This is a genomic window from Streptococcus mitis (assembly GCF_965111735.1).
Classification (GTDB): domain Bacteria; phylum Bacillota; class Bacilli; order Lactobacillales; family Streptococcaceae; genus Streptococcus; species Streptococcus mitis_DR.
In genome coordinates this window covers 452,617-477,145 of sequence record NZ_OZ217346.1, presented here as the reverse complement: position 1 = coordinate 477,145, position 24,529 = coordinate 452,617, and the positions used below count along the sequence as shown (strand labels likewise).

General features: G+C 40.0%; 28 protein-coding genes and 3 pseudogenes. All 31 read right to left on the bottom strand.

Going from position 1 to position 24,529, the window contains the following annotated elements; translation table 11 throughout:
• Positions 1-40 precede the first annotated feature (40 nt).
• Positions 41-502 (bottom strand): ECF transporter S component, encoded by a 462-nt coding sequence (locus tag ACLV7W_RS02370; protein WP_411865374.1) that lies wholly within the window; start codon positions 500-502, stop codon positions 41-43.
• Positions 480-1,253, bottom strand: coding sequence for a bifunctional hydroxymethylpyrimidine kinase/phosphomethylpyrimidine kinase (locus ACLV7W_RS02365; protein ID WP_411865373.1), 774 nt, complete (start codon positions 1,251-1,253; stop codon positions 480-482). The genes ACLV7W_RS02370 and ACLV7W_RS02365 overlap by 23 nt, the downstream gene beginning before the upstream one ends.
• Positions 1,243-1,992, bottom strand: a complete 750-nt coding sequence (gene truA / locus ACLV7W_RS02360) for a tRNA pseudouridine(38-40) synthase TruA (RefSeq protein WP_411865372.1) — start codon at positions 1,990-1,992, stop codon at positions 1,243-1,245. The genes ACLV7W_RS02365 and truA overlap by 11 nt, the downstream gene beginning before the upstream one ends.
• 98 nt (positions 1,993-2,090) lie before the next feature.
• Positions 2,091-3,242 (bottom strand): MFS transporter, encoded by a 1,152-nt coding sequence (locus tag ACLV7W_RS02355; protein WP_411865371.1) that lies wholly within the window; start codon positions 3,240-3,242, stop codon positions 2,091-2,093.
• 124 nt (positions 3,243-3,366) lie between these two features.
• Entirely contained in the window at positions 3,367-3,996 is a 630-nt protein-coding gene (locus ACLV7W_RS02350) for a Pr6Pr family membrane protein (protein WP_261049775.1), read from the bottom strand.
• A 2-nt stretch (positions 3,997-3,998) separates the two neighbouring features.
• Positions 3,999-4,337 carry a zinc ribbon domain-containing protein YjdM gene (locus ACLV7W_RS02345; RefSeq protein ID WP_001061596.1) on the bottom strand — a complete coding sequence of 113 codons (339 nt, stop codon included), beginning with the start codon at positions 4,335-4,337 and terminating at the stop codon, positions 3,999-4,001.
• Between the two features lie 207 nt (positions 4,338-4,544).
• Complete coding sequence (locus ACLV7W_RS02340) at positions 4,545-5,063, bottom strand: Dps family protein (protein WP_411865370.1); 519 nt, start codon at positions 5,061-5,063, stop codon at positions 4,545-4,547.
• A 151-nt stretch (positions 5,064-5,214) separates the two neighbouring features.
• Positions 5,215-5,637, bottom strand: a pseudogene (locus ACLV7W_RS02335) (ATP-binding cassette domain-containing protein); the annotation flags it as partial.
• Between the two features lie 63 nt (positions 5,638-5,700).
• Entirely contained in the window at positions 5,701-6,459 is a 759-nt protein-coding gene (gene tpiA / locus ACLV7W_RS02330) for a triose-phosphate isomerase (protein WP_153210082.1), read from the bottom strand.
• A gap of 97 nt (positions 6,460-6,556) precedes the next feature.
• Positions 6,557-7,234: a DnaD domain-containing protein gene (locus tag ACLV7W_RS02325; RefSeq protein ID WP_247953254.1), complete on the bottom strand. Its 678-nt coding sequence runs from the start codon at positions 7,232-7,234 to the stop codon at positions 6,557-6,559.
• An 8-nt stretch (positions 7,235-7,242) separates the two neighbouring features.
• Positions 7,243-8,187, bottom strand: coding sequence for a homoserine O-acetyltransferase MetA (gene metA, locus ACLV7W_RS02320; RefSeq protein ID WP_411865369.1), 945 nt, complete (start codon positions 8,185-8,187; stop codon positions 7,243-7,245).
• Between the two features lie 182 nt (positions 8,188-8,369).
• The gene (locus ACLV7W_RS02315; RefSeq protein WP_411865368.1) at positions 8,370-8,882 is read right to left on the bottom strand and encodes an adenine phosphoribosyltransferase; all 513 of its coding nucleotides are present in this window, start codon (positions 8,880-8,882) and stop codon (positions 8,370-8,372) included.
• 86 nt (positions 8,883-8,968) lie between these two features.
• Positions 8,969-9,664, bottom strand: a pseudogene (locus ACLV7W_RS02310) (class I SAM-dependent methyltransferase); the annotation flags it as partial.
• A gap of 31 nt (positions 9,665-9,695) precedes the next feature.
• Positions 9,696-11,046: pseudogene (locus tag ACLV7W_RS02305) on the bottom strand (IS3 family transposase).
• A 609-nt stretch (positions 11,047-11,655) separates the two neighbouring features.
• Complete coding sequence (rplA, locus tag ACLV7W_RS02300) at positions 11,656-12,345, bottom strand: 50S ribosomal protein L1 (RefSeq protein ID WP_001085675.1); 690 nt, start codon at positions 12,343-12,345, stop codon at positions 11,656-11,658.
• 207 nt (positions 12,346-12,552) lie between these two features.
• On the bottom strand, positions 12,553-12,978 hold the full coding sequence (gene rplK, locus ACLV7W_RS02295) for a 50S ribosomal protein L11 (protein ID WP_001085807.1): 426 nt from the start codon (positions 12,976-12,978) through the stop codon (positions 12,553-12,555).
• A gap of 236 nt (positions 12,979-13,214) precedes the next feature.
• Entirely contained in the window at positions 13,215-13,931 is a 717-nt protein-coding gene (gene ldcB, locus ACLV7W_RS02290) for an LD-carboxypeptidase LdcB/DacB (protein WP_411865367.1), read from the bottom strand.
• Between the two features lie 2 nt (positions 13,932-13,933).
• A complete protein-coding gene (locus tag ACLV7W_RS02285; protein WP_411865366.1) occupies positions 13,934-14,404 on the bottom strand; it encodes an HIT family protein in 471 nt (156 codons plus the stop codon).
• Between the two features lies 1 nt (position 14,405).
• Positions 14,406-15,443 carry a M42 family metallopeptidase gene (locus ACLV7W_RS02280; protein ID WP_411865365.1) on the bottom strand — a complete coding sequence of 346 codons (1,038 nt, stop codon included), beginning with the start codon at positions 15,441-15,443 and terminating at the stop codon, positions 14,406-14,408.
• A gap of 96 nt (positions 15,444-15,539) precedes the next feature.
• Positions 15,540-16,865 (bottom strand): branched-chain amino acid transport system II carrier protein, encoded by a 1,326-nt coding sequence (gene brnQ / locus ACLV7W_RS02275; protein ID WP_411865364.1) that lies wholly within the window; start codon positions 16,863-16,865, stop codon positions 15,540-15,542.
• Positions 16,866-17,031: 166 nt separating this feature from the next.
• On the bottom strand, positions 17,032-17,319 hold the full coding sequence (locus ACLV7W_RS02270) for a rhodanese-like domain-containing protein (RefSeq protein ID WP_411865363.1): 288 nt from the start codon (positions 17,317-17,319) through the stop codon (positions 17,032-17,034).
• Between the two features lie 114 nt (positions 17,320-17,433).
• Positions 17,434-18,012 carry a uracil-DNA glycosylase family protein gene (locus tag ACLV7W_RS02265; protein WP_411865362.1) on the bottom strand — a complete coding sequence of 193 codons (579 nt, stop codon included), beginning with the start codon at positions 18,010-18,012 and terminating at the stop codon, positions 17,434-17,436.
• Positions 18,013-18,065: 53 nt separating this feature from the next.
• A complete protein-coding gene (pepV, locus tag ACLV7W_RS02260; protein WP_411865361.1) occupies positions 18,066-19,466 on the bottom strand; it encodes a dipeptidase PepV in 1,401 nt (466 codons plus the stop codon).
• A gap of 12 nt (positions 19,467-19,478) precedes the next feature.
• Positions 19,479-20,084, bottom strand: coding sequence for a nitroreductase family protein (locus ACLV7W_RS02255; protein WP_261074405.1), 606 nt, complete (start codon positions 20,082-20,084; stop codon positions 19,479-19,481).
• A gap of 141 nt (positions 20,085-20,225) precedes the next feature.
• Positions 20,226-20,519, bottom strand: a complete 294-nt coding sequence (locus tag ACLV7W_RS02250) for a hypothetical protein (RefSeq protein WP_004269862.1) — start codon at positions 20,517-20,519, stop codon at positions 20,226-20,228.
• Positions 20,500-20,892 carry a hypothetical protein gene (locus ACLV7W_RS02245; protein ID WP_411865360.1) on the bottom strand — a complete coding sequence of 131 codons (393 nt, stop codon included), beginning with the start codon at positions 20,890-20,892 and terminating at the stop codon, positions 20,500-20,502. The genes ACLV7W_RS02250 and ACLV7W_RS02245 overlap by 20 nt, the downstream gene beginning before the upstream one ends.
• Positions 20,874-22,103 carry a triacylglycerol lipase gene (locus ACLV7W_RS02240; protein ID WP_411865359.1) on the bottom strand — a complete coding sequence of 410 codons (1,230 nt, stop codon included), beginning with the start codon at positions 22,101-22,103 and terminating at the stop codon, positions 20,874-20,876. Before ACLV7W_RS02240 ends, ACLV7W_RS02245 begins: the two co-directional genes overlap by 19 nt.
• A 4-nt stretch (positions 22,104-22,107) precedes the next feature.
• The gene (locus tag ACLV7W_RS02235) at positions 22,108-22,515 is read right to left on the bottom strand and encodes a hypothetical protein (protein WP_411865358.1); all 408 of its coding nucleotides are present in this window, start codon (positions 22,513-22,515) and stop codon (positions 22,108-22,110) included.
• A 73-nt stretch (positions 22,516-22,588) separates the two neighbouring features.
• Positions 22,589-22,882, bottom strand: coding sequence for a hypothetical protein (locus ACLV7W_RS02230; RefSeq protein WP_411865357.1), 294 nt, complete (start codon positions 22,880-22,882; stop codon positions 22,589-22,591).
• Positions 22,864-24,099, bottom strand: coding sequence for a triacylglycerol lipase (locus ACLV7W_RS02225; RefSeq protein ID WP_411865356.1), 1,236 nt, complete (start codon positions 24,097-24,099; stop codon positions 22,864-22,866). The genes ACLV7W_RS02230 and ACLV7W_RS02225 overlap by 19 nt, the downstream gene beginning before the upstream one ends.
• Positions 24,099-24,491: a hypothetical protein gene (locus tag ACLV7W_RS02220; protein ID WP_411865355.1), complete on the bottom strand. Its 393-nt coding sequence runs from the start codon at positions 24,489-24,491 to the stop codon at positions 24,099-24,101. Before ACLV7W_RS02220 ends, ACLV7W_RS02225 begins: the two co-directional genes overlap by 1 nt.
• Positions 24,492-24,529 lie beyond the last annotated feature (38 nt).

Here is a 24,529-nt window from a genome sequence, read left to right as displayed (position 1 = left end):
TGCGTTTTTTCTGATTTGAAAGACTTTTGGCTCAGCCTCTTTACTTAATCTTCTTGATACTTTGACTAAGAATAAATCCTACAATCATCCCTACCATATTTTGCATGAAATTTGGTAAAATTTCTGGTAGAGCTGCAGCCCAGCCATTCATTAATGTAGAACCCAAGGCGTACCCCCCTACCATGGCAATCGTTGCTAAGATAAGGCCTAACCACTGAGATTTTCCTTTAAATCCTGCGAAAAATCCCTGCAAGCCATGGTTGACCAAGCTAAAGAACATCCACTGAGGATAGCCTGATAAGAGGTCAATCAAGAAACCTGCTAGTCCTCCGACTACAGCCCCTTCGCGACTACCAAAGTAAAAGGCCGTAAAGAAGACACCTGCATCTAAAAGAGTTAGAATTCCTGTCGGTGTTGGGATTTTTAAGAAATAACCTAGAACCACAGAAAGGGCGGTTAATAGGGATACAAGGGCGATTTTAGTTGTTTTGGTTTGCTTCATATTGTCTTACTCCATACTGATCTGCTTGTGCAATAGCACGATAAACGAAAGCCTTAGAGCTTTCTACTGCTGGTAAAAGTTCATCACCTTTGACTAGATGACTGGCAATACTAGAGGCAAAGGTACAACCTGCGCCAGCATTTTGCCCTTGAATGACGGGATTTTCTAGGACTGTAAAGTTTTGTCCATCATAAAAGACATCTACAGCCTTGTCCTGACTAAGGCGATTGCCTCCCTTGATGATGACTGCTGGCGCTCCTAAGTCATGCAATTTCTGCGCTGCAGCTTTCATATCTTCAAGGGTTTTAATCTCTTGATCTGCTAGTAATTCTGCTTCAGGAAGATTAGGTGTAATCACACTGACATGAGGGAAAAAGCGAATCAACTCTTGGCAGAGTTCACTAACTGCTACGTCGTGTGTTTCCTTGCAGACCAAGACAGGGTCCAGAACCACAGGCACTCCTGGGCGTTGCTTGATAAAGTCCAATGCCTTCTCAGCCGCACTGACAGTAGGGAGAAGACCAATCTTAATTCCTGCAAACTCCACATCACGCAAGCTATCTAATTCATGTTGAAAAATGGTATCGTCAGTTGGAAAGACTTCAAATCCTTTTTCTGTCAAGGCTGTCAAACAAGTCACTGCTACAAAGCCATGCAAGCCGTTCAAGGTATAGGTAGCCAAATCAGCTGACAGGCCACCACCACTAAAAATATCATTTCCAGAAAGTGCTAAAATACGATTATTCTTCATAACGAATCTCCTTTAAATATAGACCATTTGGTGCTGCAGTGGGACCTGCAAGCTGCCTGTCCTTTTTCTCCAAGATTAGGTCAATCTGCTCTACTGGCATGCGGTTATTGCCGATTTTAAGCAGTGTCCCCACCATATTGCGAATCTGCTTATACAAGAAACCATTTCCTGAAAAGGTAAAGGTCAAAAACTGACCTGTCTCATCAACTGTTAAACTAGCTTCTGTGATGGTGCGAACCTTATCCTCTACACTAGTCCCAGAGGCTGTAAAACCGGTAAAATCATGGGTTCCCTCTAGCTTTTTGATTGCAATCTGCATGCGTTCCACATCGAGTGGATAGGGAAAGTGAGTGGCATAGTGACGGCGCATAGGATTCTTGGGACGGCCCCTATCCACGATAAACTCATAGGTCTTACTGTGCTTAGCATAACGGCAATGAAAATCATCTGCCACAAGCTCAATCGAAACCACATCAATATCTTCAGGGGACTGGGTGTCCAAAGCAAAACGGAGCTTCTCCTCATCCATTTGATAAGGCAGGTCAAAATGAATAACCTGTCCCAGGGCATGAACCCCACTATCTGTCCTACCAGCACCGTGAACAGTAATGGCTTGCCCTTTATTTAACTTGGTCAAGGTTTTTTCAATTTCTTCCTGAACACTACGCGCATGAGACTGGCGCTGAAAACCAGCAAAGGCGTAACCATCATAGGAAATAGTTGCTTTATATCTTGTCATAACTTCTATTTTATCAAGAAAATAATCTGTAAACAAGGGTCTAAAATAAATATTGTATGGGTACAAAAATCCCGAAAGAAAAACTTAGGAAACCAATCCTAAGCTCTCTTTTGAAGTAGGTACATGACAAAGATAGAGGTTACAATCAACCATGAGCCTAAAATGGCAAAGACCAACATGCCATTGTGAGTTAGTAACCCAATTGCACCTAGAACAAATGGGGTCGTAAAGGCTCCGAAACTACAGCCTAAAACTGCAAATGAGGTTGCTTGATTGAGGAGTTTAGCTGGAATTCTTTCAGAGACAAGTTGAAAGACTGTCGTCAAGGCTACACTGTAGGCAAAGCCAGCCAGAATACTTCCTGCCACTACCACCCACAAGGATGGAGACAAGGCAATCACAATTTGCCCCAAGCCGAAGGTAATACCAGACCAGAGGAGCAATTTCTCTTTAAAGATAGAAATCAAGAAAGAAAAACTCACCCCAGCCACAATCCCGATTAACTGCATGACACTAAGAACAAAACTAGATAACTGGGCATCTCCAAGCCCTCTTTCCACCATCAAACTTGGAATACGGATGGTAATAGCTGTATTGGTACAAACTACAACTGCCGCTTCAATAGCTAAGATAAAAATCAAGCCCTTCATTTCCCAAGTTAAGCGACTTGCTTCCTTCGTTTTTTTCTTGACTTCTTTCTTTTCTTTTCCATAAGAGACAAAGAGTAAATAAAGGGTCAGCACCAAAAATCCAGCACTATAAGCTAAGAAAGTAGCTGTCCAACCGAAGGCCAACAATTGGCCGACTGCCAAGGTAATGAGAGAAGCCCCAACGACCTCTGCAGAACCGCGTAGCCCTAACATCTGAATTCGCGTTTTTCCTTGATAGCGTTCACTGATAATAGAAATTGCCTTAGCATTAATCATCCCAACACCCAAACCAAAAAGAATCCGTGTCCCAAAGACAAAGGGATAGGCTTGATACCAAAAGGGTGCTGTTCCACTCAGTGATAAAATCAACAATCCCAAACTAATCTGTAATCGCTCAGGAAATATTTTTTCTAAGAAACCATTTAGTAATAACATAATCATGATTCCAAAGGAAGGCAAGCTCGCCAAGAGTTCAATTTGTTCCTTAGGATAACCTTGATAATAGTCAAACATGGCTGGCAGGGCACTCGAGATGGAAAAGGACGTAATCAAAACGAGGGAGAGAGCCAAAATACTGGCCCGTTCTAAAAATTGTTTCATGAAATCTCTTTCTATATTTCTCTTAATCTTCTACTTTTTTGATAGTTATCAAACAAGTAAGAAAAGAAGAAGCCTCTTTAGTGTATAGACTCCTTCTTAAACTCGAAAATGAATCCCTTGTGTCTTAGGATGACTTTCTCTTGATTTGCTTAATAAAGTAGAAGATAAATCCTGCTACCATATAGGCAACAAAGATAATCAGACACCACTTAAACACAACATTCCAACCCTTGTTCACATTCAAAAAGAAGTAAGGGAAGGGACTGACCTTAGAATTAGGAACATCAAGTTTCAGTACTAAGCCATTAAAAAGAGCAAAAATCATATACAGCAAGGGTAAAATCGTCCACACAATTGGATCCCAAATCTTGTATTGACCCTGTTTGTCAAAAAAGAGGGTATCTGCTAAAAACCAAAGGGGAACGATATAGTGGCAAAGGAAATTTTCTAGGGTATAGAAATTAGTCGCAATGGGCGCCAGGAGGAAATGGTAAATCACACAGGTAATCATTATACTCATAGTGACTCCACCTTTTAGGCGCAAGAGACTTGATCTTTGCCAGTTTTCACCTAAACGGCTCATAACCTTTAGGAGATAGAGCGTAAAAATCGCGACTAAGAGGTTGGACAGAACCGTATAATAGAGCAACATCCCAAATCCACCATGCTTGGCGATTTCAAGATAAACTCCCGTAAAAGCCGCTAGAAACAAGAAGATACGGCTATAAAATACAAGTTTATAGTACTTTGACATGCTTAAATTTTCTTCACAAACTCTGATTTGAGTTTCATGGCACCAAAACCATCGATTTTACAGTCGATATTGTGGTCGCCTTCTACGATGCGGATATTTTTCACGCGCGTCCCTTGTTTCAAATCTTTTGGCGCACCTTTTACTTTTAAGTCCTTGATGAGAGTTACTGTATCACCGTCAGCCAATTTATTTCCGTTGGCATCGATAGCAACAAGGCCCTCTTCTACATCTGCAACTTCAGCAGGATTCCACTCATAAGCACACTCTGGGCAAACCAGTAGGGCACCGTCTTCGTAGACATACTCTGAGTTACATTTTGGGCAATTTGGTAGGTTGTTCATGGTTTCTCCTTATCATCATTCACTATTCTTTGAAAATCAAAATTTCTCGAACAGCAACTATTATACCTTAAAATCAGCATTTTGACAAATGAGTCGCCGGAGGAGTAAAGAAAAAATCATGTAACTTTTTCTGCTACATGATTTTTAAAAGATAGTTTATCATGAGTAGTAATACAGAAACTCATGATAGAAAGGGGTGCATTTATCTTACAAACCGGGAGCTTGTCCAAGTTCTGCCGCAAGCATCCAAACCGTTTTCTCAAGTTCAGCTTTAGCACCAACAAAGATATCGTTTGTCACATCATCACCTTCTTCATCAGTAACATCCAAAGCTTTTTGGAACAGAGTGATGAGATAACGATAAACATCTAGGACACGTTCCAAGCTTTCTTCAACACTACGGAATTCTCCTTCTTCTTCTTCGATTTCACTATGTTGAAGGAATTCTGTCAAAGTAGAGAATGGGCTGCCACCAAGTGTAATCAAACGTTCGCTGATTTCGTCAAGATAGCCATCAAGGCTGTCCATGTATTCATCCATTTTTGGATGCCATACAAGAAAACCACGGCCACGCATGTACCAGTGTATTTGGTGCAATGCCACATGGGCTACATACAAATCAGCAACAGCTTGGTTCAATACTTCCTTTGTTTTTGCCAATGCTACTGGCGCTGCTTTTGTCAATGATGTTACGTCTTTTACTGCTTCTTTTTTCAATTCTACCATTTTATTTTACCTCGTTTATTATTTTTTGTAACCACTTCTTAATGATTACTACCTTAGTATACTACTAAGGAAAACCAATAGCAAGCCAAAAGACTCACATGAGAAAAGTTGCAATAGACTGATAATTTAAGAAAAGTCTAAGCAGTTTTGATTAGCTTACTTTATCAGATTTACTTGAAAATTGGCTTTGGTAAAGTTCATAATAAAAGCCTTTTGCTTGGAGTGAGCTTTCGTAATTTCCCTGCTCAATAATCTGTCCATCCTTAGGAACGATAATATTATTTGCTTCTTGAATGGTCGAAAGGCGGTGTGCAATGACAAATCTGGTTCTTCCCTTCATCAACCCTTTCATGACTTTTTGAATCAAGAGTTCCAAATGGGTATGAACAGAGGAAGTCGCTTCATCCAGAATGAGAATTTTAGGATTGGCTAGGAGAGCACGCGCGATGCTCAACAGTTGTTTGCGCCCGAGGGAAATATTGCTTGACTCTTGATTCATCTCCATATTGTAACCACCAGGAAGAGTTAGGATAAAGTGATCTACATTAGCCACTTTAGTAGCAAAAAAGAAAGGACGATATTTGTCCTTTCTCGATTTTAGCCTGTCTTCAACCCAATAATGTTGATAAAGAGTCGATTATTTTACAAAGTCAAGCAAAGCCAAGAAGCTTTCTGCTTCAAGTGACGCACCACCTACAAGGGCACCGTCAACGTCTGGGCAAGACATGTATGAAGCAACGTTTTCAGGTTTAACAGAACCACCGTATTGAACACGAACTTTGTCTGCAACTTCTTGACCGAAGTCAGCAGCTACAACGTCACGAACAACTTTACACATTTTTTGTGCATCGTCTTGTGAAGCTGATTTACCAGTACCGATAGCCCAGATTGGTTCGTAAGCGATAACTGAGGCAGCAACTTGTTCAGCAGTCAATCCAGCCAATGCAGCAGATACTTGAGCACCTACGAATTCAGCAGCTTTACCAGCTTCGTAAGTTTCAAGTGACTCACCACAACAGATGATTGGAAGCATACCGTTTGCAAAGATTGCTTTTGCTTTTTTGTTGATATCTTCGTCAGTTTCATGGAAGTAGTCACGGCGTTCTGAGTGACCGATAACAACGTAGTCAGTACCGATTTCTTTCAAAACTTGTGGACTTGTTTCACCAGTGAAAGCACCTGCATTTTCAAAGTAGCAGTTTTGAGCAGCAACTTTAAGGTTTGAACCTTTTGCAGCAGCAAGAACCGTTGTCAAATCAAGAGCTGGAGCTGCGATACCTGCTTCAACAAGATCTGATGAAGGAAGTTTTGATGCAACTGCTTCAACAAATGCTTTAGCTTCTTCTGGATTTTTGTTCATTTTCCAGTTACCAGCAATAAATGGTTTACGTGACATTTCACATACCTCTTTTTTCAATTTATTTTCTACTTATTTTATCACAATTATACACAGCTTGCAAATCTTACTCGGATTTCAAGCCTGCTTGTAACGATCAATCCTTCCAGAGATCCATAGCATTTCTGAAATCTGTCGATAGCTGTGTCAACTGAGGATTGCTTGCTTCTCTCTCTGCCCGCTTGGCCTCAATTTGAGCCACACTCTTGATACCTTCATGACGCCAGTTTCTCAAAATCGCCTGAATGTACTTCCAGTTTGGTTTCCCATTCAAAACAGCTTCACGAAGAGCCTCCTTAATCAAGTCAGCACTGGTCCCATCTTCCTTTAGTGTCTTGGTCAAATCCTCAATCTCAAAAGGAGTCAACAAGCGTCCCAACTCCTGCTGGAAAGTTTCCACCAAATTCTTAAGCTGATTTTGTGGTGTCAACTGGTCTGAACTTGAATGAGCAGCTCCAAGCAAATTATCCAAACATTCCAATGCCAAACTAGCATCAAAAAGCAATTCGATTTCGCCATTTAATTCGATCGTTCGATACTGAAGCAGTCCCCTCTCCGTTAGATTGGAAATAGCCTGATTGACATCCGAAATTTCCTTGCCAATCCTTTCAGCAATCTGGCTTGGCGACATTTCATCCAAACCTGTCGTATTTTGCAAATAGAAAAATTGCCAGACTAGAAAATCATCACTGGAAGGAAAGAGTTCCTTAAAATGCAAGAGCAGGGCACTCGGTAAAACCAAGTTCCCTGATTTAAAAGCGTCTAAATATGTCATAATTCCTCTTATAAATACCCAAATGCAGATGCATCATCTTCTATTTTTCTCCAGTCAAAAGGCGTCTCCTGATACACCGCATAATTCACCCAGTTACTGAAAAAGAGGGCTGCTGATGAAGACCAACAAAGACAAGGTGTCTGGTTGACATCATCATCCTTAAAGTAATTTTCTGGAATATGTGGATCTAAACCTGCGTCACGATCTCTAAAATACTCTTTTGCCAAGGTATCACGGTCATATTCCAAATGCCCAAAACTATAAATTTCTCGTAAATCACGACTAGCCAAAATTGAAACCCCAACCTGTGGCCCTTCTGATAAAATCTCGAGATTGGTTTTGTTTAAGACCTCTTCCTTAGAAATCTCCGTGTGCCGAGAATGAGGGGAAACGTAGCTATCGTCAAAGCCTCTAAAGAGAAGGTGTCCTTCTTTTAAAGTATCCTGAGGATAGATACCTGATAATTTATTGTCCATCTGGTATTTTTCCACCCCATAACGCAGATAAAGACCAGCCTGAGCCCCCCAGCAGATATGAAGGGTCGAATAGACATGGGTCTTGGACCACTCGATTACCTGACTGAATTCCTCCCAATAGTCCACTTCCTCAAATGGTAAATGCTCAACTGGAGCACCCGTGATAATCATCCCATCAAAATACTCGTTCTTAACTTCAGGAAAAGTTTTATAAAAGGTCTCCATGTGCTCTGAACGAGTTGTCTTAGAACGGTGACTTTCCATATAGAGAAAATCAATATCCAGTTGCAGGGGTGTATTGGCCAAATGGCGTAACAACTGGGTTTCTGTGACCATTTTCTGTGGCATGAGATTTAAAATTAAAATCTTCAAAGGACGGATATCTTGGTGGGCCGCACGTTGATCATCCATGACAAAGATATTCTCTGTCCGCAAAATCTCAACAGCTGGCAATTTTTTATCAATTCGAATCGGCATAACCCTCTCCTAACTGTACTCTTTCAGGAATAGTTTCATATGTTTGAAGCCAAATCTCAAACACCTAGTCCTTTTATTATACTGCAAGAAGATATAGTTTTCAATTATAGTTTTTCTCTAACTAGCTATAGTCTATTTTTATATCCTAATGTAGAGAAAACAGCCCTAGGGACTGTTTTTCATTAATAATGCATAAGAACTTTGTAATCGTAGTCACCGATTTTTTCACGACCGTTCAATTCATCCAATTCAACAAGGAAGGCACAACCTGCTACAATACCACCAAGTTTTTCAATCATCTCGATGGTTGCCTTAACAGTTCCACCTGTTGCCAAGAGATCATCTACAATAAGAACACGTTGACCTGACTTGATGGCATCAGCATGCATAGTCAAGGTATCAACACCGTATTCTTTTTCGTAGTCAGCAGAAATGACTTCGCGCGGTAATTTACCTGGTTTACGAACAGGTGCAAAACCAATTCCTAACTCAAATGCAACTGGACAGCCCACGATAAAACCACGAGCTTCAGGACCTACGATCATGTCGATTTTCTTGTCAGTAGCATACTGAACAATTTCACGAACAGCATAGCTATAAGCATTTCCATCAGCCATCAAAGGACTGATATCACGGAAGGTAATCCCTTCCTTTGGATAATTTTCAATTGTTGCAATGTAATCTTTTAAATTCATCTTTTTCTTTCTTTCAAAGTTTTTTACTCTCTATTATAGCATATTTTTTAAGAAAGAAAAAAGGAAAAGTTAACTTCAATAATTATCTAACGATTTGACGATTTATAACTAGCCATCGCAATAAATCCCAAGTTCTTTTTATTCTTATCAAACATTTTATACATAGTTAAAAACTGCTTTCTATTCTCCTTTTTACAAGCATTTACGCAAATTTTCAAAGTTCCTAGCCAACCTTCGTCATAAATCATACCTGATAATTTCATTAATGTCATTTCACCAGTCAATACTTTCACATCACAATAACCTGATTCTATCATCACCTGTTCCCAACCATCTTGAGTTAAAGGACCTACATTTACATGAATTGCTTGCGACAATTCCTGTCTGACAGACTCTTTAGCTTCCTTAAGAAGTACATCATGTGTCAAGAGAAGACCTTCAGGTTTTAAAACCCTTAGATATTCCATTACACATTTTTTCTTAGCTTGATCAGCTTGCATAGTCAGCATAGCTTCGTTTATAACAATATCAAAACTAGCATCTTCATAAGGAAGTTTCATTGCATTTGCTCTTTCAAACCTGATCAAATGACCAACACCTACCGTTTTAGCAGATTTTTTAGCCACTTCTAAAGCTTGAGCATCCATATCAACAGCAGTTATCTTACAACCAAAACGCTGTGCCAACTCAATTGCTGTAGTTCCCCTATTGCACGCAACCTCTAGTATTCTCTTTTCTTTTGAAAATCCTCCTTCTGCAATTAACCAATCTGTGGCACGTTTTGTACTGACCCCAAAAAGTTAGACAATTAATTTATCCGAAGGATTTAGTTCTGTATTGTACAGGGCTAAGTCCTTTTAGTTTTACCTTAATTCGTTTATTGTTGTAGTAATCAATATAGTCTACAATGGCTTGTTCCAATTGCTTAAGCGACTGAAATGACTTCTCATAACCGTAAAACATTTCCGATTTCAGAATCCCAAAGAAGGACTCCATCATACCATTGTCTGGACTGTTCCCCTTACGTGACATGGATGCTTGAATTCCCTTACTCTCTAGGAACCGATGATAAGAATCGTGTTGGTATTGCCAACCTTGGTCACTATGGAGAATCGTATTCTTATAGTGTTTATCTGTGAATGCCTGTTCCAACATTGTTTTTACTTGTTCTAAGTTGGGTGAAGTTGAAAGATTATAGGCGATAATTTCGCTATTAAAGCCATCTAAAACTGGTGATAAGTAAAGCTTTTGAGTACTTGCTGGAATGGCAAATTCTGTCACATCTGTGTAGCACTTTTCCATTGTTTTAGAGCCTTCAAATTGACGTTGAATGAGATTCTCTGCCTTCTTACCAACGTCTCCTTTATGAGAAGAATATTTTCGTTTCTGTCGCATTTTAGCTTGTAAATTGAGTACTTTCATCAAGCGTTGAACTCTTTTATGATTTACCAGATAACCACGATTTCTTAGTTCTAAATGAATCCGACGATAACCATAATTTCCCTTGTGTTCGATAAAAATGGATTGAATTTCAGCTTTAAGCTCTTGGTCCTTATCTGGTTTCTCTAGCTGTTTCAAGTGATAGTAGTAGGTCGAACGAGCTAGTTTAATGGCTTTTAGAAGAATATCTAACGAAAACTCAGTCATTAATTCTTGAACAATTTCTGTCTTTCTTCTTTCTCTTTTTCCTCCTTCAATCGGAGTTCTCTCAACTTTTTTAGGATTGCATTCTCCGCTCTCTCAGGTACTCATTTTCTGCTTGAAGACGTTCTAATTCTGTCCTCTCTTCAGGTCTCTTTTTTGGCTTACGTCCCATTTTAGGTACTCTCCCTCTTGTTTTCTCAACAATAGTATACCCGTTTTTCTTGTATTGTGCTAGCCAATTAAGAAGTATCGTACGACTTGGGAGGCCATATTCAAGAGAAACTCTATCTTTAGTCCAGCCTTAATGTAAGACTTTATGAATCATTTCTTGTTTTAAATCAGGAGAATAGTAACGATTTTTTCCTTTTTTGACGAATTCTATTCCGTAACGATCAATCAATTTAATCATATACCTAATATTAGAATTGTTTATCCCAAATTTATTTGAAAGCTTCTCTAAGCTATATCCTTGTTTTCTAAGTTCATAGATCTGAACTTTATCATCATAAGTTAATTTCATAATAAAAACACCCCAAAAGTTAGATTTTTTCTGTCTAACTTTTGGGGGGCAGTTCATTTTCCACCTGGACGTAAGCGTTTTTTCCCCAATTTTGCTAAAAACTTATGACCTGCTTCTGACATTTGAACACCTCTGTTTTTTCTTCATTATAACATAAAATAATATTATCTAACAATTCTAATCTAGTTTTTAATGAACTATAATCAAACGCATACAGTCTGCCATGATTATATCATAAATCTATTAATTAACTCTCTAGTTCAAATTCAATTGCTCACATAGTTTACGCATATAGGTTACGACTACATATTTGTACTTTAGAGTTGCTGGCCTCCTTATCCGCTATATACGCTTTACTATCACGTACCTATTCGTATAGCTAAGATTTCTCTATCTCTTTCTCTGCCGATTCTTATTTCCAACGTCAGACTTAAACAGTCTATCCTAATGCCGTTCGATCAGCTACTCACAATAGTCAGGCTTGGGAATCACTTTTGGGTTTACTAGTATATGGTACCCACAGAGGACTTACACCTCAGATGAACGGAATACACGTCGTACCTAAAAAAACGAGCACTTTCGTACTCGCCTTTGTTTATAAACTACTGATTAAAGTGAGTTTACGTCAACTTTGATACCAACACCTTGAGTAGTTGTGATCGTCAAGTTTGTTACGTAAGTTCCTTTAGCTGTAGCTGGTTTTGCTTTTTGGATTGTTTCGTTGAAAGCTTTGAAGTTTTCAACCAATTTTTCAGCTTCAAATGATACTTTACCGATAATTGCTTGAACGTTACCTGCACGGTCAGCACGGTAAGTGATTTTACCACCTTTAGACTCTTCAACTGCTTTAGCAACATCCATTGTTACAGTACCAGTTTTAGGGTTTGGCATCAAGTTACGTGGTCCAAGGACACGTCCAAGACGTCCAACAAGAGCCATCATGTCAGGTGTAGCGATAACTACGTCGAAGTCCAACCAACCGTCGTTGATTTTAGCAACAAGGTCATCTTCACCAACAAAGTCTGCACCAGCAGCTTTTGCTTCTTCAGCTTTTGCACCACGTGCGAAAACAAGAACGCGTGAAGTTTTACCAGTACCGTTTGGCAATACCATTGCTCCACGGATTTGTTGGTCAGCTTTTTTAACGTCGATGTTCAAGTTGTAAGCAACTTCTACAGTTGCGTCAAATTTTGCAAAGTTAGTTTCTTTTGCAAGTGCTACAGCTTCTTCTACGCTGTATGCTTTTGTGCTGTCGATTTTCTCAAGAGCAGCACGAAGTTGTTTGCTTTTTTTAGCCATTTTCTATTCTCCTTGTAAGTGGTTCAATCGATTTTCATCTCCCACGTCACTCCTCGAAATGATGAAGTCTTGCGGGTTTTCAGTCTATTATTTTTCTTTTCCTACAGCCTTAAGCTCCCTTGCTGTACCCAAGTACAAGCTTCAGTCACTTGCCTAGTATGAAAAGCAACTAATAGACTGCTGTGAGATTTTCTACTGTGTTATTGATTAGTCAACAACAGTGAATCCCATAGAACGAGCAGTACCTTCGATCATACGCATTGCAGACTCTACGTTTGCTGCGTTCAAATCTGGCATCTTAGTTTCTGCAATTTCTTGTACTTGTGCACGAGTAACTGTAGCAACTTTAGTTTTGTTAGGTGTACCTGACCCTTTTTCAACACCTGCAGCTTTTTTCAAAAGAACAGCAGCTGGTGGTGTTTTAGTGATGAAAGTAAATGATTTATCTTCGTAAACTGAGATAACAACTGGAATGATCATACCAGCTTGGTCAGCTGTACGAGCGTTGAACTCTTTTGTGAATCCCATGATGTTGATACCAGCTTGACCAAGAGCAGGTCCAACCGGTGGAGCTGGTGTAGCTTTACCAGCAGGGATTTGCAATTTTACAAGTTTTTCGACTTTTTTAGCCATTTTTAAATCCTCCTTTGTGGTTTTGGCGGTAATTAGAGATTTTTACCTCCCACAAGTATGCTTTACACATACTCATCTATTATACACTATTTATCTATAATTGCAAGAGAAAAGTTTATTTTTTATACTCAATGAAAATCAAAGAGCAAACTAGGAAGCTAGACGTAGGTTGCTCAAAGCACAGCTTTGAGGTTGCAGATAAAGCTGACGTGGTTTGAAGAGATTTTCGAAGAGTATTAATCGACGTAATCTCCGCCTTCAAACCCATAGTATTCTTCCAGACTGAGACCACTCTCAGCAATTTCTTTGGCTTCTTTTCCGACATAACGAAGGTGCCATTCCTCAGCCATATATCCTGTTTCCTTTTCCTTACCTTTGAGATAACGGACAACAAAGCCATAATCAGCAGCATGGTCCAAGAGCCATTGGGCTGCTTTTTCTTCTGTCACCAATTCTCCATTTGTGCTAATCACATCAAAAGCCAAACCTGTTTGGTGTTCACTATAGCCAGGACGAGCAGAGTATCGGTCAGCCGCTGCCTTCCCATCTTGGTTGACATAATCTTGATAGAGCTTGGTCTGAGTTTCATAACTTCTAAAACCACTATAATGGTCACTGATTGGGAAACCTGCCTCTTGCATAGCTTTGATGAGTTTGAGTAACTCTGCCTTGGCTGTTGGATTTTCCCCTGGATTATAGTCTTTAGACAATGGATAATGTTTATTGGCTACGATGATTTCATCGTATTTCCCTTGGATGCTGTAGTAGTCTCCTTTGTTGACCACTTCTGCTTTTTTCTGGGCAGCTCCTTGAGACTTACTGCCAACTGTTCCATCAGCTTTGGCTGTTTGTTCTGTCTTAGCTGAGCCATCTTCATTTTTTGCTTTTTCTTGTGAACAAGCTGCTAGACTCAAGGCTAGCAAGGCTGTCAAGACAAGGTATCTTTTTTTCATTTCTACTCCTTTATTTCTAATAGTTTATCTACCTCTAATGATAAACGTTTGACTAATCTTTTAATCTCATCCGGTTTTGCTTGGCAGGTTTCTGAGGTCATTTCTTCAAAGGCAACCCACCAAACTGGCCCACGCCCCTTGAGTCCGTGAGCATTCATATCACCTCTTCGTCGTGGAAACAGATGCCAATGAAGATGGGCATCGCCATTTCCTAGCAGTTCGATATTCATTTTCTCAGCAGCAAAGGCCTTAGCAACTGCCTCTTGGACCATACTCATTTCTTCTAGAAAACGGAGTTTCGTTTCCTTTTCTAAATGGTGCAATTCGGTGACATGTTCCTTGGCTAGAAAGAGACTATAGCCTGCAAAATACTGATGGTCTCCAACCACAAGATAGCCTGTTTCCAACTCTTTGACAAAATAAGGATTTTCTCCCTTCTTGATGAGGTCAATTCTCTGGCAAATTAGGCACATATTAGTCTACCAATGCACTCTTAAGATAGGCATCAACCATACGTTCCGTTGCGACCACCGAGTCAATATGAGTGCGCTCATAAGAATGGCTAGACTCGATACCAGCACCGAGAAGAGCGTGTTTTACCTCTGCCCCTGCAGCCATAGCTGCTGAAGCGTCCGATCCATAAAATGGATAGATGTCCAGCTTAAATGGAATATCTTGCTCTTTCGCCAAGGCCACCAAGTGTTGACGGAAGTCATAGTGATAAGGACCTGAAGCATCCTTGACACAGATAGACACTGTGTATTCGTCTGTCTGCTGGTCATCGCCCATAGCGCCCATATCCACAGCCAGATATTCTACTACCTGAGCAGGAATATTAGAGTTAGCACCGTGTCCCACTTCTTCAAAAACTGAAAAAGCAAAATGGGTTGTAACTGGCAATTCAATCTTCTCTTCCTTATAAAGACGAAGCAGATTAAGCAAAATCGCTGCACTGACTTTATCATCCAAATGGCGAGACTTGATAAAACCTGTCTCTGTCACGACAGTTCGTGGGTCAAAGCTGATAAAATCACCGACCTCAATACCAAGAGCACGAGTTTCTTTTTCATTGGTCACTTTTGCATCCAAACGCACTTCCATATTGTCCTGCGTGCGTTCTGCAGTTCCTGCATCCTTGTAGACATGGCAAGAAGTTTGGTGGATAAGGATGGTTCCTGATACTTTTTCACCTGTGCTAGCCACATGAACGGTACAGTTTTCTCCTTCAATCATGTTCCAAGGAAAGCCACCGATACGGTCCAATTTGAGACGGCCGTCTGGTTTGACAGCACGGACAATAGCACCCAGCGTATCCACATGGGCAGTCACATAGCGATGCTCTTCATCATTTTGCCCTTTGATAGTTACATTGACACCACCCTTGGCTGTGCGAACCGGCTGGTAACCAAAACCTTCTAGAGTCTTGACTAAATAGTCTGAAATCTCACGAGTGAAGCCGGTTGGAGACGCAATGGCTGTCAGTTCTTTGATATATTCTACTGTTTGATTCATTTCTTCACCTCTTTTGCTACCTATTATAACACATTTATCATCGGATAAAAAAGAAAATCACTCCTGTAGACTTAGCTACAAAAGTGATTTAAGTGCTTATTCCATTTCAAAAACATCACTTTCTTGCTTATTTGGTAGAACCAATGAGAGCAAGATTCCGACAACGGCTGGTACCAACCATGGGAGTGATGCCTTGGCAAACGGAAGAGCGTTGACAAGATTTGCAAGAAACTCAACTTTAAATGAGCTTCCTAGTACGCTTGCAATGGCAATAGCTGTAACGACTGCAATTGTCAACTGCATACCTGGTTTTGAAAGAGCCACAAATTTGTTGACAATGACAATCATGACGATGGCAATCGTGATTGGGTACAAGATAACCAATACTGGAATTGAATACTTGATAATCGCATCAAGACCCAAATTAGCAATGGCAAATCCAATCAAGGTAAAGGCTGTCGCATAAACCTTGTAGCTGATTTGTGGGAAACGCTCATTAAAGAACTCAGCTGTCGACACAATCAAACCAACTGTTGTTGTGAAGCAGGTTACGGTAACCATAGCTGCAAGGAAGAGTTGAGCTGTTGAGCCAAAGATTTCTTGAGTGGCTTGTGACAAGATGTATACACCTGGTGTTCCACCCTTCATCGCTTCAGCTGGTACTGGGAAATGATTTCCAAGGAAACCTAACCCGATGTAAAGAGCGCTGAAGGCAAGAGCAACAACGATACCAACAACCCAAATAGTCGAAATGTATTCTTTCTTACTTGAAAATCCAAGCTGTTTCAAGGTTTGAACTGCGATTACGCTAAAGGCAACTGAGGCAAGGGCATCCAAGGTATTGTAACCTTCTAGGAATCCTGTACCAAAAGCAGAAGCTTGATAAGCAGCTGAAGCAGCTTGAGGTGTTGTCCCACCATATTTGAAAGCTCCTAGAACAACCAAGATGACAATCAAAATCGCAAAAACTGGCGTTAAGATACGGCCGATACGGTCCAAGATTTTTGATGGATTAAGCGAAATCAAATAGGCTGCCGCAAAGTAAAGAACCGTAAAGACAATCAAACCAAGACCTTTATTTGCATCCGACAAAAGTGGTTTAATCCCTACTTCGTAAGCCGTTGTAGCTGTACGTGGGATAGCAAAGAATGGACCGATTGACAAGTAAAGAACTGAGAGGTAAAGAGTCGCAAACCAAGGCGCTATCTTTGTTGAAATCTCGTGAATATATCCTTTAGGATTGAGCGTTCCAATAATAAGGGTCAAGACGGCGATACCAACGCCTGAAAAGACAAAACCTGCGATGGCAGGAAGAAAATGTTCCCCAGATAGAGCACCTAGAGAAGGCGGAAAAATCAAGTTCCCCGCACCAAAAAATATTCCAAACAGGAGCAAACCTGTTAAGGCACCTTTTTTAGCCATGTAAATCTCCTTCATATTTATAAAATACTGACCTAGTATATCATGAATAAGAGTATGAAAAAAGCTTCACGAAGTAAATATTGAATGTTTTCAAGATTCAAAAAAATAAGAATTATCTAAAAACAAAACTCTCCTACCCAGATCACACCAAGTAGGAGAAATACGTTTAGAGTTCTTCAAAGGCAGTCATGCCACCTTGGACATTGATAACCTCATAACCTTGTTCTGATAGGAATTGGCAAGCACGCGCCGATCTCATTCCAGATTTGCAAATGACATAATGCAAGTGGTCCTTGTCCAACTGATCATAGGTATCAGTCAGTTGACTCAGAGGAAGATTCTGAGCACCTTCTAAATGAAGAGCTTCAAACTCATCCACTTCTCTCACGTCCACTAAAGAAAGTTGCTCATTTTGGTAAAGCTGGTAAAATGCGTCAAAGGCTATTTTTTTCATTCTTTTTCTCCTAATACTCTTCGAAAATCAAATTCAAACCACGTCAACGTCGCCTTACCGTACTCAAGTACAGCCTGCGGCTAGCTTCCTAGTTTGCTCTTTGATTTTCATTGACTATAAAATAGTTTTAATTCTTTTTTTCAAATCCGGCACCACTTCTGACTCAAACCAAGGATTTTTGGCCATCCAGATTTGATTTCGCGGTGAGGGGTGAACTAAAGGAAAATAGTCTGGCAGATAATCTTTATAGTGTTTTACTCTCTCTGTCACCTTGCCACTGATTTTCTCCTTTAAATAGTAGGCCTGGGCATATTGCCCAATCAAGAGGGTCAATTGAATATCGGGTAATTCTTGCAAGAGCTGTGGATGCCATTTTTCGGCAAATCCTGCTCGAGGTGGTAAATCACCTGAATTGCCATGCCCTGGAAAGTAGAAATCCATGGGCAACACTGCAAAATAACCTGAATTGTAAAAGGTGTCTTCATCAACACCAAGCCAGTCTCTCAAGCGGTCACCACTTTTATCTTTCCAATAAAGGCCTGCTTCTTGGGTTTTAAGTCCCGGTGCCTGACCGATGATATTGATGCGAGCAGTTTTTGGCGCCGCAAAGAGAGGTTCAATTCCGCGTTCTGTATAGCTAGCATTCTGCGGATCCGCCATAATGGCTTGCTTGATTCTTTCAATTTGAGACATCTGTTTTCCCTCCAAAAAGAAGTCCAAGCATAAAATCTCAGACTTCTATCGTTTTATTTGATCAATTCGTAAATAGCTTCGGCATAGATTGCTGCTGCGCGGAAGAGATCATCCAAGGCGATAAATTCATTAGCTTGGTGCATAGTGTCAATTGAGTCTGGGAACATGGCACCATAGGCAACACCTCGTTCTAGCAAGCGACCAAAGGTACCACCACCGATAACTTGTTCATGACCTTGAAGACCAGTTTGTTTTTCATAGACATTCAACAAGGTTTGCACAAGCGGATCTTCCATTGGCACATAGTGAGGGGTGTGACCGTGTTCAGAAAGGCTAACAGAAGCAACTGGCAAGTTTTCAAGGATTGACTTAATTTGTTCTGGACTTGTCCCTTTTGGATAACGGATATTAAGGGCAATGGTATTATCAGCACTTGCTTCATCAAAGCGGAAGACACCGGCATTCATAGAAAGGGCACCCATCTTTTCATCCACATGAGCAATTTTGAGGTTTTCACCCTCATGGTCGTTTAAGAGAATTTTACCAGCAATTTCAAGATAGTCTTTTGCAGGTCCAACAAAGTCAAACTGGCTGAGGAAGAGGGCAAGGTAGGTCGCACCATTGACACCTGAAGCAGGCATAGCACCGTGGGCTGATTTACCAATGATTGTCACCTTGTATTGACCAGCTTCTTCTTGAATTTCCCCTCTGAGTTTGTGTTCTGCAACAAAGGCATCTAGTTTAGCTTGCAAGTCAGCTAAGTCACCTGAAACAACTGCTGTTGCTGATTCAGGTACCATATTTTCACGCAAACCACCTGTGAAGCTGTGAAGACGAGCTGCACCTGCATTTTCACCTGCAAAGTGAAGGTATTCCGTGATATTTCCTTTTTCACCATTGATGATAGGGAATTCAGCATCTGGAGAGAAACCGAAGTCTGGTTTCGCAAGTCCTACGTGCTCGAAGTAGTAGTCCATGTCTGCCCAGCCTGATTCTTCATCTGTTCCGACGATGAAGCGAACTTTTTTAGAAGTTGGAAGGCCCAATTCTTTGATGATTTTCAAACCATAGTAACAAGCTGTTGTAGGGCCCTTATCGTCCGAAGCCCCACGCGCATAAAGGCGACCGTCTTTGATAGTCGGTGTGTAAGGGTCTGTGTCCCAACCACTACCAGCTGGCACCACGTCCATGTGGGCAAAGATTCCGAGAACTTCTTCTCCATCACCAAACTCAAAATGTCCTGCGTAGTTGTCAACATTTTTAGTTGGATAGCCATCACGGTCTGCGATTTCAAGGAATTTTTCCAAGGCTTTTACCGGCCCAGGTCCAAATGGATGATGGGCATCAACCTTGCTATCATCACGTTCTGAGTTGATTTCCAAAAGGCTAAATAAGTCAGCCAAGAGGTCTTCTTTGCGTTTTTCTACTTCTGCTGTAAAATCAATTGCTGTCATATTATCTTCCTTCTATCTTTTCTCGATGATTTCATCTACTGGCAAGCGGTAGCTTGGTTCTAATTTTTCGTCCGTATAGCCTACCGTAATCAAAAGTTCTGGGCGGAAACGGTCTTCGATATCCAAAACTTCATTGACTTTTGATTTGTCAAATCCAAGGATCATATTTGATCCAATTCCTTGGTCTGTAAGAGCCAGAATCAAGTTCATGGCAACTAAACCTGCATTGAGAGCCAAGTAGTCGCTGACCTGTTGTTCATTGTAACGGGCAAACTCAGCTGGCAAATTTTTCATGAAGTATTGAAGTTGTTCTTCAGAAAAGTTATTAGCACCACCAACTCGGGCAATCTTACGAGCACGTTTAGCCAAATCTGTGTCTGTAAACAAGGCAATAGTTACAGGCGCTGATGATACCTGTTCAAAGTTTGAACCGTAAGCCAATTTTGCTAGTTCGGCATTTTTCTCACGTACCACTACAAATTTCCAAGGCTGGCTGTTGTGGGCACTTGGGGCCAAGGTTGCAATTTCGATAGCCGTACGCACATCTTTTGGATCAACTGGCTTATCAGTAAACTGCTTAGTCGCATGACGTTTTTTGTTTAATTCAAGAAATTTCATAATCGATTTCCTTTTCTAATTCTACTGCTTCCATTCTACCATAATTTGAAAGAGCTTGCAGGGATTTTTCATAGGAAAAGTAATAGCAAAAAAACTGCTCCATGCAGTTTGTAGCAATTATTCTAGTTACTCACTATAAAATTAGCAAATGGAATCATACTGAGATAGCTTCTCCGTTGTCACTTCTTCCAACTTTTTCTTTACCTGACCTTTTATAGCCGTATCCATCTGTGATTTTATTTTCCCAATAGCGACTTTTGTCTCCTCCGCACTTTCTCTCACTTTTTCTTTATAATCTGTTTGCAAAGAATTTTTTTCCTTTAGGATTACTGTCGCCATTGTATAGATTCTGTTCCTCTCCATCATACGATACATCTGACGTAAAGCAAATTCATATTCTTCATCTGTATAATATTCATTCAATGGCGCGAGCATATGACCTCCTTAAATCTCCGATTGTCTGTTCTAACTCATCTTGCTTTTTACGATAATCTCTGTTTAACAAATCCTCTTGATACTGCAATTCATCTTCTCTACGCCTACACGCAAACTGAGAATCCTCCATCAATTGTTGTAAACTCCTATAAAACTGTTCTCCATCTTGGTAACTATATTGTCCTTTTTGAAGAAAAGCAGTCATCTTACCAGCTTCGTCTTCTACGATTCGGGCAAGGCGGTCTCGACGTTCATAGAGTTCATTGCGTTGATTTGTAAAAGTTGCTTTCTGCTTTAGATATTCATCTTCCAAATCATGATACTCTTTTTCTTTTGCTTTTAACTTTTGGAAGACTAAATCCGACTGTTCCATTTTCTAAATTCTCCTGCCAATTCCTTATCTGTAGCTAGTTTATTCTCAATGACTTGGATAATCTGTTGGTTAAGGGTATCAAACTCTGTGGCTAGTTTTTCAGCCTTTTGATTCATTTGCTCAAAATCTTGCTCAACTGAACCGACAATCGTAGCCTGAGTCACACCCGCAGACGCAAAAGTCGATAGGACTTCATCATAACTCAGGTATCGGAAACTACTAAAGTCAAGCTGATTCCATAGTTCTTGTGCTTTTGACACCACCTCCTCTTGAAGGTGCTTGATGTCGTCTGCACCAGCTCGAGCCGCATTAGCCATTCCTTCCCCTAGAGCCATTCCCTGCAAGCTATCCAAGTATATCTCTTCCCTACTTGACAAGCCATCTGCCGAGAGGTAGCTTTTGATTTTTTGGTAGCGGTACATACCTGCTGTTGCTTCTGCTATCGCCGTTACTTTGAGATTCGTAACTCGTTTTCCATCCAAATCAACTAACTGGCCATTCTCATCAAATCGCCACTGGGACAAGTTATGATATTCTAACTTGTCACCCCAGTTATCTTTTGCAGGATAGATATAGGGATAGATAGCTGTTTGAGTCGTATTTCCCGTAATATTACCAATAACATCATACTTATGACGGTAATTGCGAAATTGTTCTGGATGTTCTTGCATGTGCTTGATTTCTTCTTTCGAAATCAAGTTATGAATATCTGGCCCATTATACCCTATATTGGCATAACCTCGCTTTAAAGCGACATACATAGCCAGAGACTCTCCAAGCGAATGCCCCGCAGTTGTGATTTTAGCAGAGGGATATTTTTGCCTGACCTCTTCCTCCACCTCCTTGGCATAATTCAAAGCTGTCACAAACTGAGAATCTACTACTTTCGCAGAATTTAGTCCTGAACGAGACTGTAGTTTATCCCTCCCAAGCCCTAAAGACTGTACATCCGTATCAAGATCCTTTATGTCATCTTTATTCGTCCCTGCATAGGCAATTACTACATGACTATAATCCACATTTCCATTTTTATCCACAGTAGCAACCGCCATCGCCTGCATACCGTTGGAGATGTTGTCTACGGGTTTAGAGATTACTTTAAACCGATCGTTTGCAACTAATCGTCCCTCCTGAATAGGATTAGTAACCTTACCAGAGTCAACATCATAAACATCGTCTACTATATATCTGTAATCTTCTTCTGTAATCATATAGTTATCTCTCCCCTAAGTAAATAATTTTTACTGCTATATCATATCCAGCTTCTTCTTTGTGTTCTCTCTTTGTGAAGTCTGTCGGTGAATAATTGGAACTTCTTATTTTCTCATTCTCATTTAGAGAATCTATTTTGACAGATATATCATATTGACCATTTACTTTAGCAGTAATCCTCCAACTCCCCGTACTTTCATTTTTTTGAAATTCAACAAACTCCACTCTCTCAATCTTTTGTCCATCAGCTAAATCATAGTTACTTACTAAAAACTTTGCTACCCTCTCCTGTTCGATTCTCATTTTCTCTTCCAGCGTTTTTTCTTTTTGATGATTCAAACTAAACATCACGATTCCTCCTATAATACAGATTACTAAAGCAATAATACCCCATTTTTTGTGCCTATTCATTGACACACCTCCTTATATTATTCTATAAAACAACTAGCCTCAATTACCTTATAGTATAACATAAATGGCTTTTTTAATTAACCTTGGCATAATTCGAAGCTGTCACAAACTGAGAATCCTCCATCAATTGTTGTAAACTCCTATAAAACTGTTCTCCATCTTGGTAACTATATTGTCCTTTTTGAAGAAAAGCAGTCATCTTACCAGCTTCGTCTTCTACGATTCGGGCAAGGCGGTCTCGACGTTCATAGAGTTCATTGCGTTGATTTGTAAAAGTTGCTTTCTGCTTTAGATATTCATCTTCCAAATCATGATACTCTTTTTCTTTTGCTTTTAACTTTTGGAAGACTAAATCCGACTGTTCCATTTTCTAAATTCTCCTGCCAATTCCTTATCTGTAGCTAGTTTATTCTCAATGACTTGGATAATCTGTTGGTTAAGGGTATCAAACTCTGTGGCTAGTTTTTCAGCCTTTTGATTCATTTGCTCAAAATCTTGCTCAACTGAACCGACAATCGTAGCCTGAGTCACACCCGCAGACGCAAAAGTCGATAGGACTTCATCATAACTCAGGTATCGGAAACTACTAAAGTCAAGCTGATTCCATAGTTCTTGTGCTTTTGACACCACCTCCTCTTGAAGGTGCTTGATGTCGTCTGCACCAGCTCGAGCCGCATTAGCCATTCCTTCCCCTAGAGCCATTCCCTGCAAGCTATCCAAGTATATCTCTTCCCTACTTGACAAGCCATCTGCCGAGAGGTAGCTTTTGATTTTTTGGTAGCGGTACATACCTGCTGTTGCTTCTGCTATCGCCGTTACTTTGAGATTCGTAACTCGTTTTCCATCCAAATCAACTAACTGGCCATTCTCATCAAATCGCCACTGGGACAAGTTATGATATTCTAACTTGTCACCCCAGTTATCTTTTGCAGGATAGATATAGGGATAGATAGCTGTTTGAGTCGTATTTCCCGTAATATTACCAATAACATCATACTTATGACGGTAATTGCGAAATTGTTCTGGATGTTCTTGCATGTGCTTGATTTCTTCTTTCGAAATCAAGTTATGAATATCTGGCCCATTATACCCTATATTGGCATAACCTCGCTTTAAAGCGACATACATAGCCAGAGACTCTCCAAGCGAATGCCCCGCAGTTGTGATTTTAGCAGAGGGATATTTTTGCCTGACCTCTTCCTCCACCTCCTTGGCATAATTCAAAGCTGTCACAAACTGAGAATCTACTACTTTCGCAGAATTTAGTCCTGAACGAGACTGTAGTTTATCCCTCCCAAGCCCTAAAGACTGTACATCCGTATCAAGATCCTTTATGTCATCTTTATTCGTCCCTGCATAGGCAATTACTACATGACTATAATCCACATTTCCATTTTTATCCACAGGAGCAACTGCCATAGCTTGCATACCGTTAGAGGTGTTGTCTTTTGTACTAAGAACTCGAAAAGTTTGTCCATCTAATTTAAAAATCTTATCGTCTCTCCAAGGTCGTTTTACTTTTCCTGCATCAACATTATAAACTCCATCGACAATATCATTATAATTTTTATCTGTTATTTTCATCACTTGCTCCAATATTTCACTTTAATATTATCTATTGTTTGTTGATTAGTGATTTCATTTTTTTCTTGTAAATTTAATCTTTTATTCCAACTAATTACATAATTGTCAGTTTTATCATTAAATTTAAAGAAAGTAATTTCCATTTCAAGTTCTTTATTTAGAGTTAATAACGCAGTTCTTGAACCTGTTGTAGCATTATTTTCTACATCATTAAATTCTATTTCATTGATTCCCTCATAATGATTAACTAAGTACAACGCCATCCTATCCTGTTCAATTCTCATTTTCTCTTCCAATGTTTTTTCTTTTTGTTGATTCAAACTAAACATCACGATTCCTCCTATAATACAGATTACTAAAGCAATAATACCCCATTTTTTACGCTTATTCATTAACACACCTCCTTATATTATTCTATAAAGCAACTAGC

Excerpts from the sequence above, each read along its gene's own strand:
- ACLV7W_RS02220 (WP_411865355.1), bottom strand. The coding sequence starts at position 24,491 with ATGAATAAGCGTAAAAAATGGGGTATTATTGCTTTAGTAATCTGTATT.
- ACLV7W_RS02315 (WP_411865368.1), bottom strand. The coding sequence starts at position 8,882 with ATGAATTTAAAAGATTACATTGCAACAATTGAAAATTATCCAAAGGAA.
- ACLV7W_RS02225 (WP_411865356.1), bottom strand. The coding sequence starts at position 24,099 with ATGAAAATAACAGATAAAAATTATAATGATATTGTCGATGGAGTTTAT.
- ACLV7W_RS02255 (WP_261074405.1), bottom strand. The coding sequence starts at position 20,084 with ATGAAATTTCTTGAATTAAACAAAAAACGTCATGCGACTAAGCAGTTT.
- ldcB (WP_411865367.1), bottom strand. The coding sequence starts at position 13,931 with ATGAAAAAAAGATACCTTGTCTTGACAGCCTTGCTAGCCTTGAGTCTA.
- brnQ (WP_411865364.1), bottom strand. The coding sequence starts at position 16,865 with ATGGCTAAAAAAGGTGCCTTAACAGGTTTGCTCCTGTTTGGAATATTT.
- ACLV7W_RS02365 (WP_411865373.1), bottom strand. The coding sequence starts at position 1,253 with ATGAAGAATAATCGTATTTTAGCACTTTCTGGAAATGATATTTTTAGT.
- truA (WP_411865372.1), bottom strand. The coding sequence starts at position 1,992 with ATGACAAGATATAAAGCAACTATTTCCTATGATGGTTACGCCTTTGCT.
- ACLV7W_RS02370 (WP_411865374.1), bottom strand. The coding sequence starts at position 502 with ATGAAGCAAACCAAAACAACTAAAATCGCCCTTGTATCCCTATTAACC.
- metA (WP_411865369.1), bottom strand. The coding sequence starts at position 8,187 with ATGCCGATTCGAATTGATAAAAAATTGCCAGCTGTTGAGATTTTGCGG.
- ACLV7W_RS02265 (WP_411865362.1), bottom strand. The coding sequence starts at position 18,012 with ATGTCTCAAATTGAAAGAATCAAGCAAGCCATTATGGCGGATCCGCAG.
- ACLV7W_RS02340 (WP_411865370.1), bottom strand. The coding sequence starts at position 5,063 with ATGGTAGAATTGAAAAAAGAAGCAGTAAAAGACGTAACATCATTGACA.
- ACLV7W_RS02350 (WP_261049775.1), bottom strand. The coding sequence starts at position 3,996 with ATGTCAAAGTACTATAAACTTGTATTTTATAGCCGTATCTTCTTGTTT.
- ACLV7W_RS02325 (WP_247953254.1), bottom strand. The coding sequence starts at position 7,234 with ATGACATATTTAGACGCTTTTAAATCAGGGAACTTGGTTTTACCGAGT.
- rplK (WP_001085807.1), bottom strand. The coding sequence starts at position 12,978 with ATGGCTAAAAAAGTCGAAAAACTTGTAAAATTGCAAATCCCTGCTGGT.
- pepV (WP_411865361.1), bottom strand. The coding sequence starts at position 19,466 with ATGACAGCAATTGATTTTACAGCAGAAGTAGAAAAACGCAAAGAAGAC.
- ACLV7W_RS02245 (WP_411865360.1), bottom strand. The coding sequence starts at position 20,892 with ATGGAACAGTCGGATTTAGTCTTCCAAAAGTTAAAAGCAAAAGAAAAA.
- ACLV7W_RS02280 (WP_411865365.1), bottom strand. The coding sequence starts at position 15,443 with ATGAATCAAACAGTAGAATATATCAAAGAACTGACAGCCATTGCGTCT.
- ACLV7W_RS02240 (WP_411865359.1), bottom strand. The coding sequence starts at position 22,103 with ATGATTACAGAAGAAGATTACAGATATATAGTAGACGATGTTTATGAT.
- ACLV7W_RS02270 (WP_411865363.1), bottom strand. The coding sequence starts at position 17,319 with ATGAAAAAAATAGCCTTTGACGCATTTTACCAGCTTTACCAAAATGAG.
- ACLV7W_RS02250 (WP_004269862.1), bottom strand. The coding sequence starts at position 20,519 with ATGCTCGCGCCATTGAATGAATATTATACAGATGAAGAATATGAATTT.
- ACLV7W_RS02230 (WP_411865357.1), bottom strand. The coding sequence starts at position 22,882 with ATGGAACAGTCGGATTTAGTCTTCCAAAAGTTAAAAGCAAAAGAAAAA.
- tpiA (WP_153210082.1), bottom strand. The coding sequence starts at position 6,459 with ATGTCACGTAAACCATTTATTGCTGGTAACTGGAAAATGAACAAAAAT.
- ACLV7W_RS02235 (WP_411865358.1), bottom strand. The coding sequence starts at position 22,515 with ATGAATAGGCACAAAAAATGGGGTATTATTGCTTTAGTAATCTGTATT.
- rplA (WP_001085675.1), bottom strand. The coding sequence starts at position 12,345 with ATGGCTAAAAAAAGCAAACAACTTCGTGCTGCTCTTGAGAAAATCGAC.
- ACLV7W_RS02345 (WP_001061596.1), bottom strand. The coding sequence starts at position 4,337 with ATGAACAACCTACCAAATTGCCCAAAATGTAACTCAGAGTATGTCTAC.
- ACLV7W_RS02285 (WP_411865366.1), bottom strand. The coding sequence starts at position 14,404 with ATGTGCCTAATTTGCCAGAGAATTGACCTCATCAAGAAGGGAGAAAAT.
- ACLV7W_RS02355 (WP_411865371.1), bottom strand. The coding sequence starts at position 3,242 with ATGAAACAATTTTTAGAACGGGCCAGTATTTTGGCTCTCTCCCTCGTT.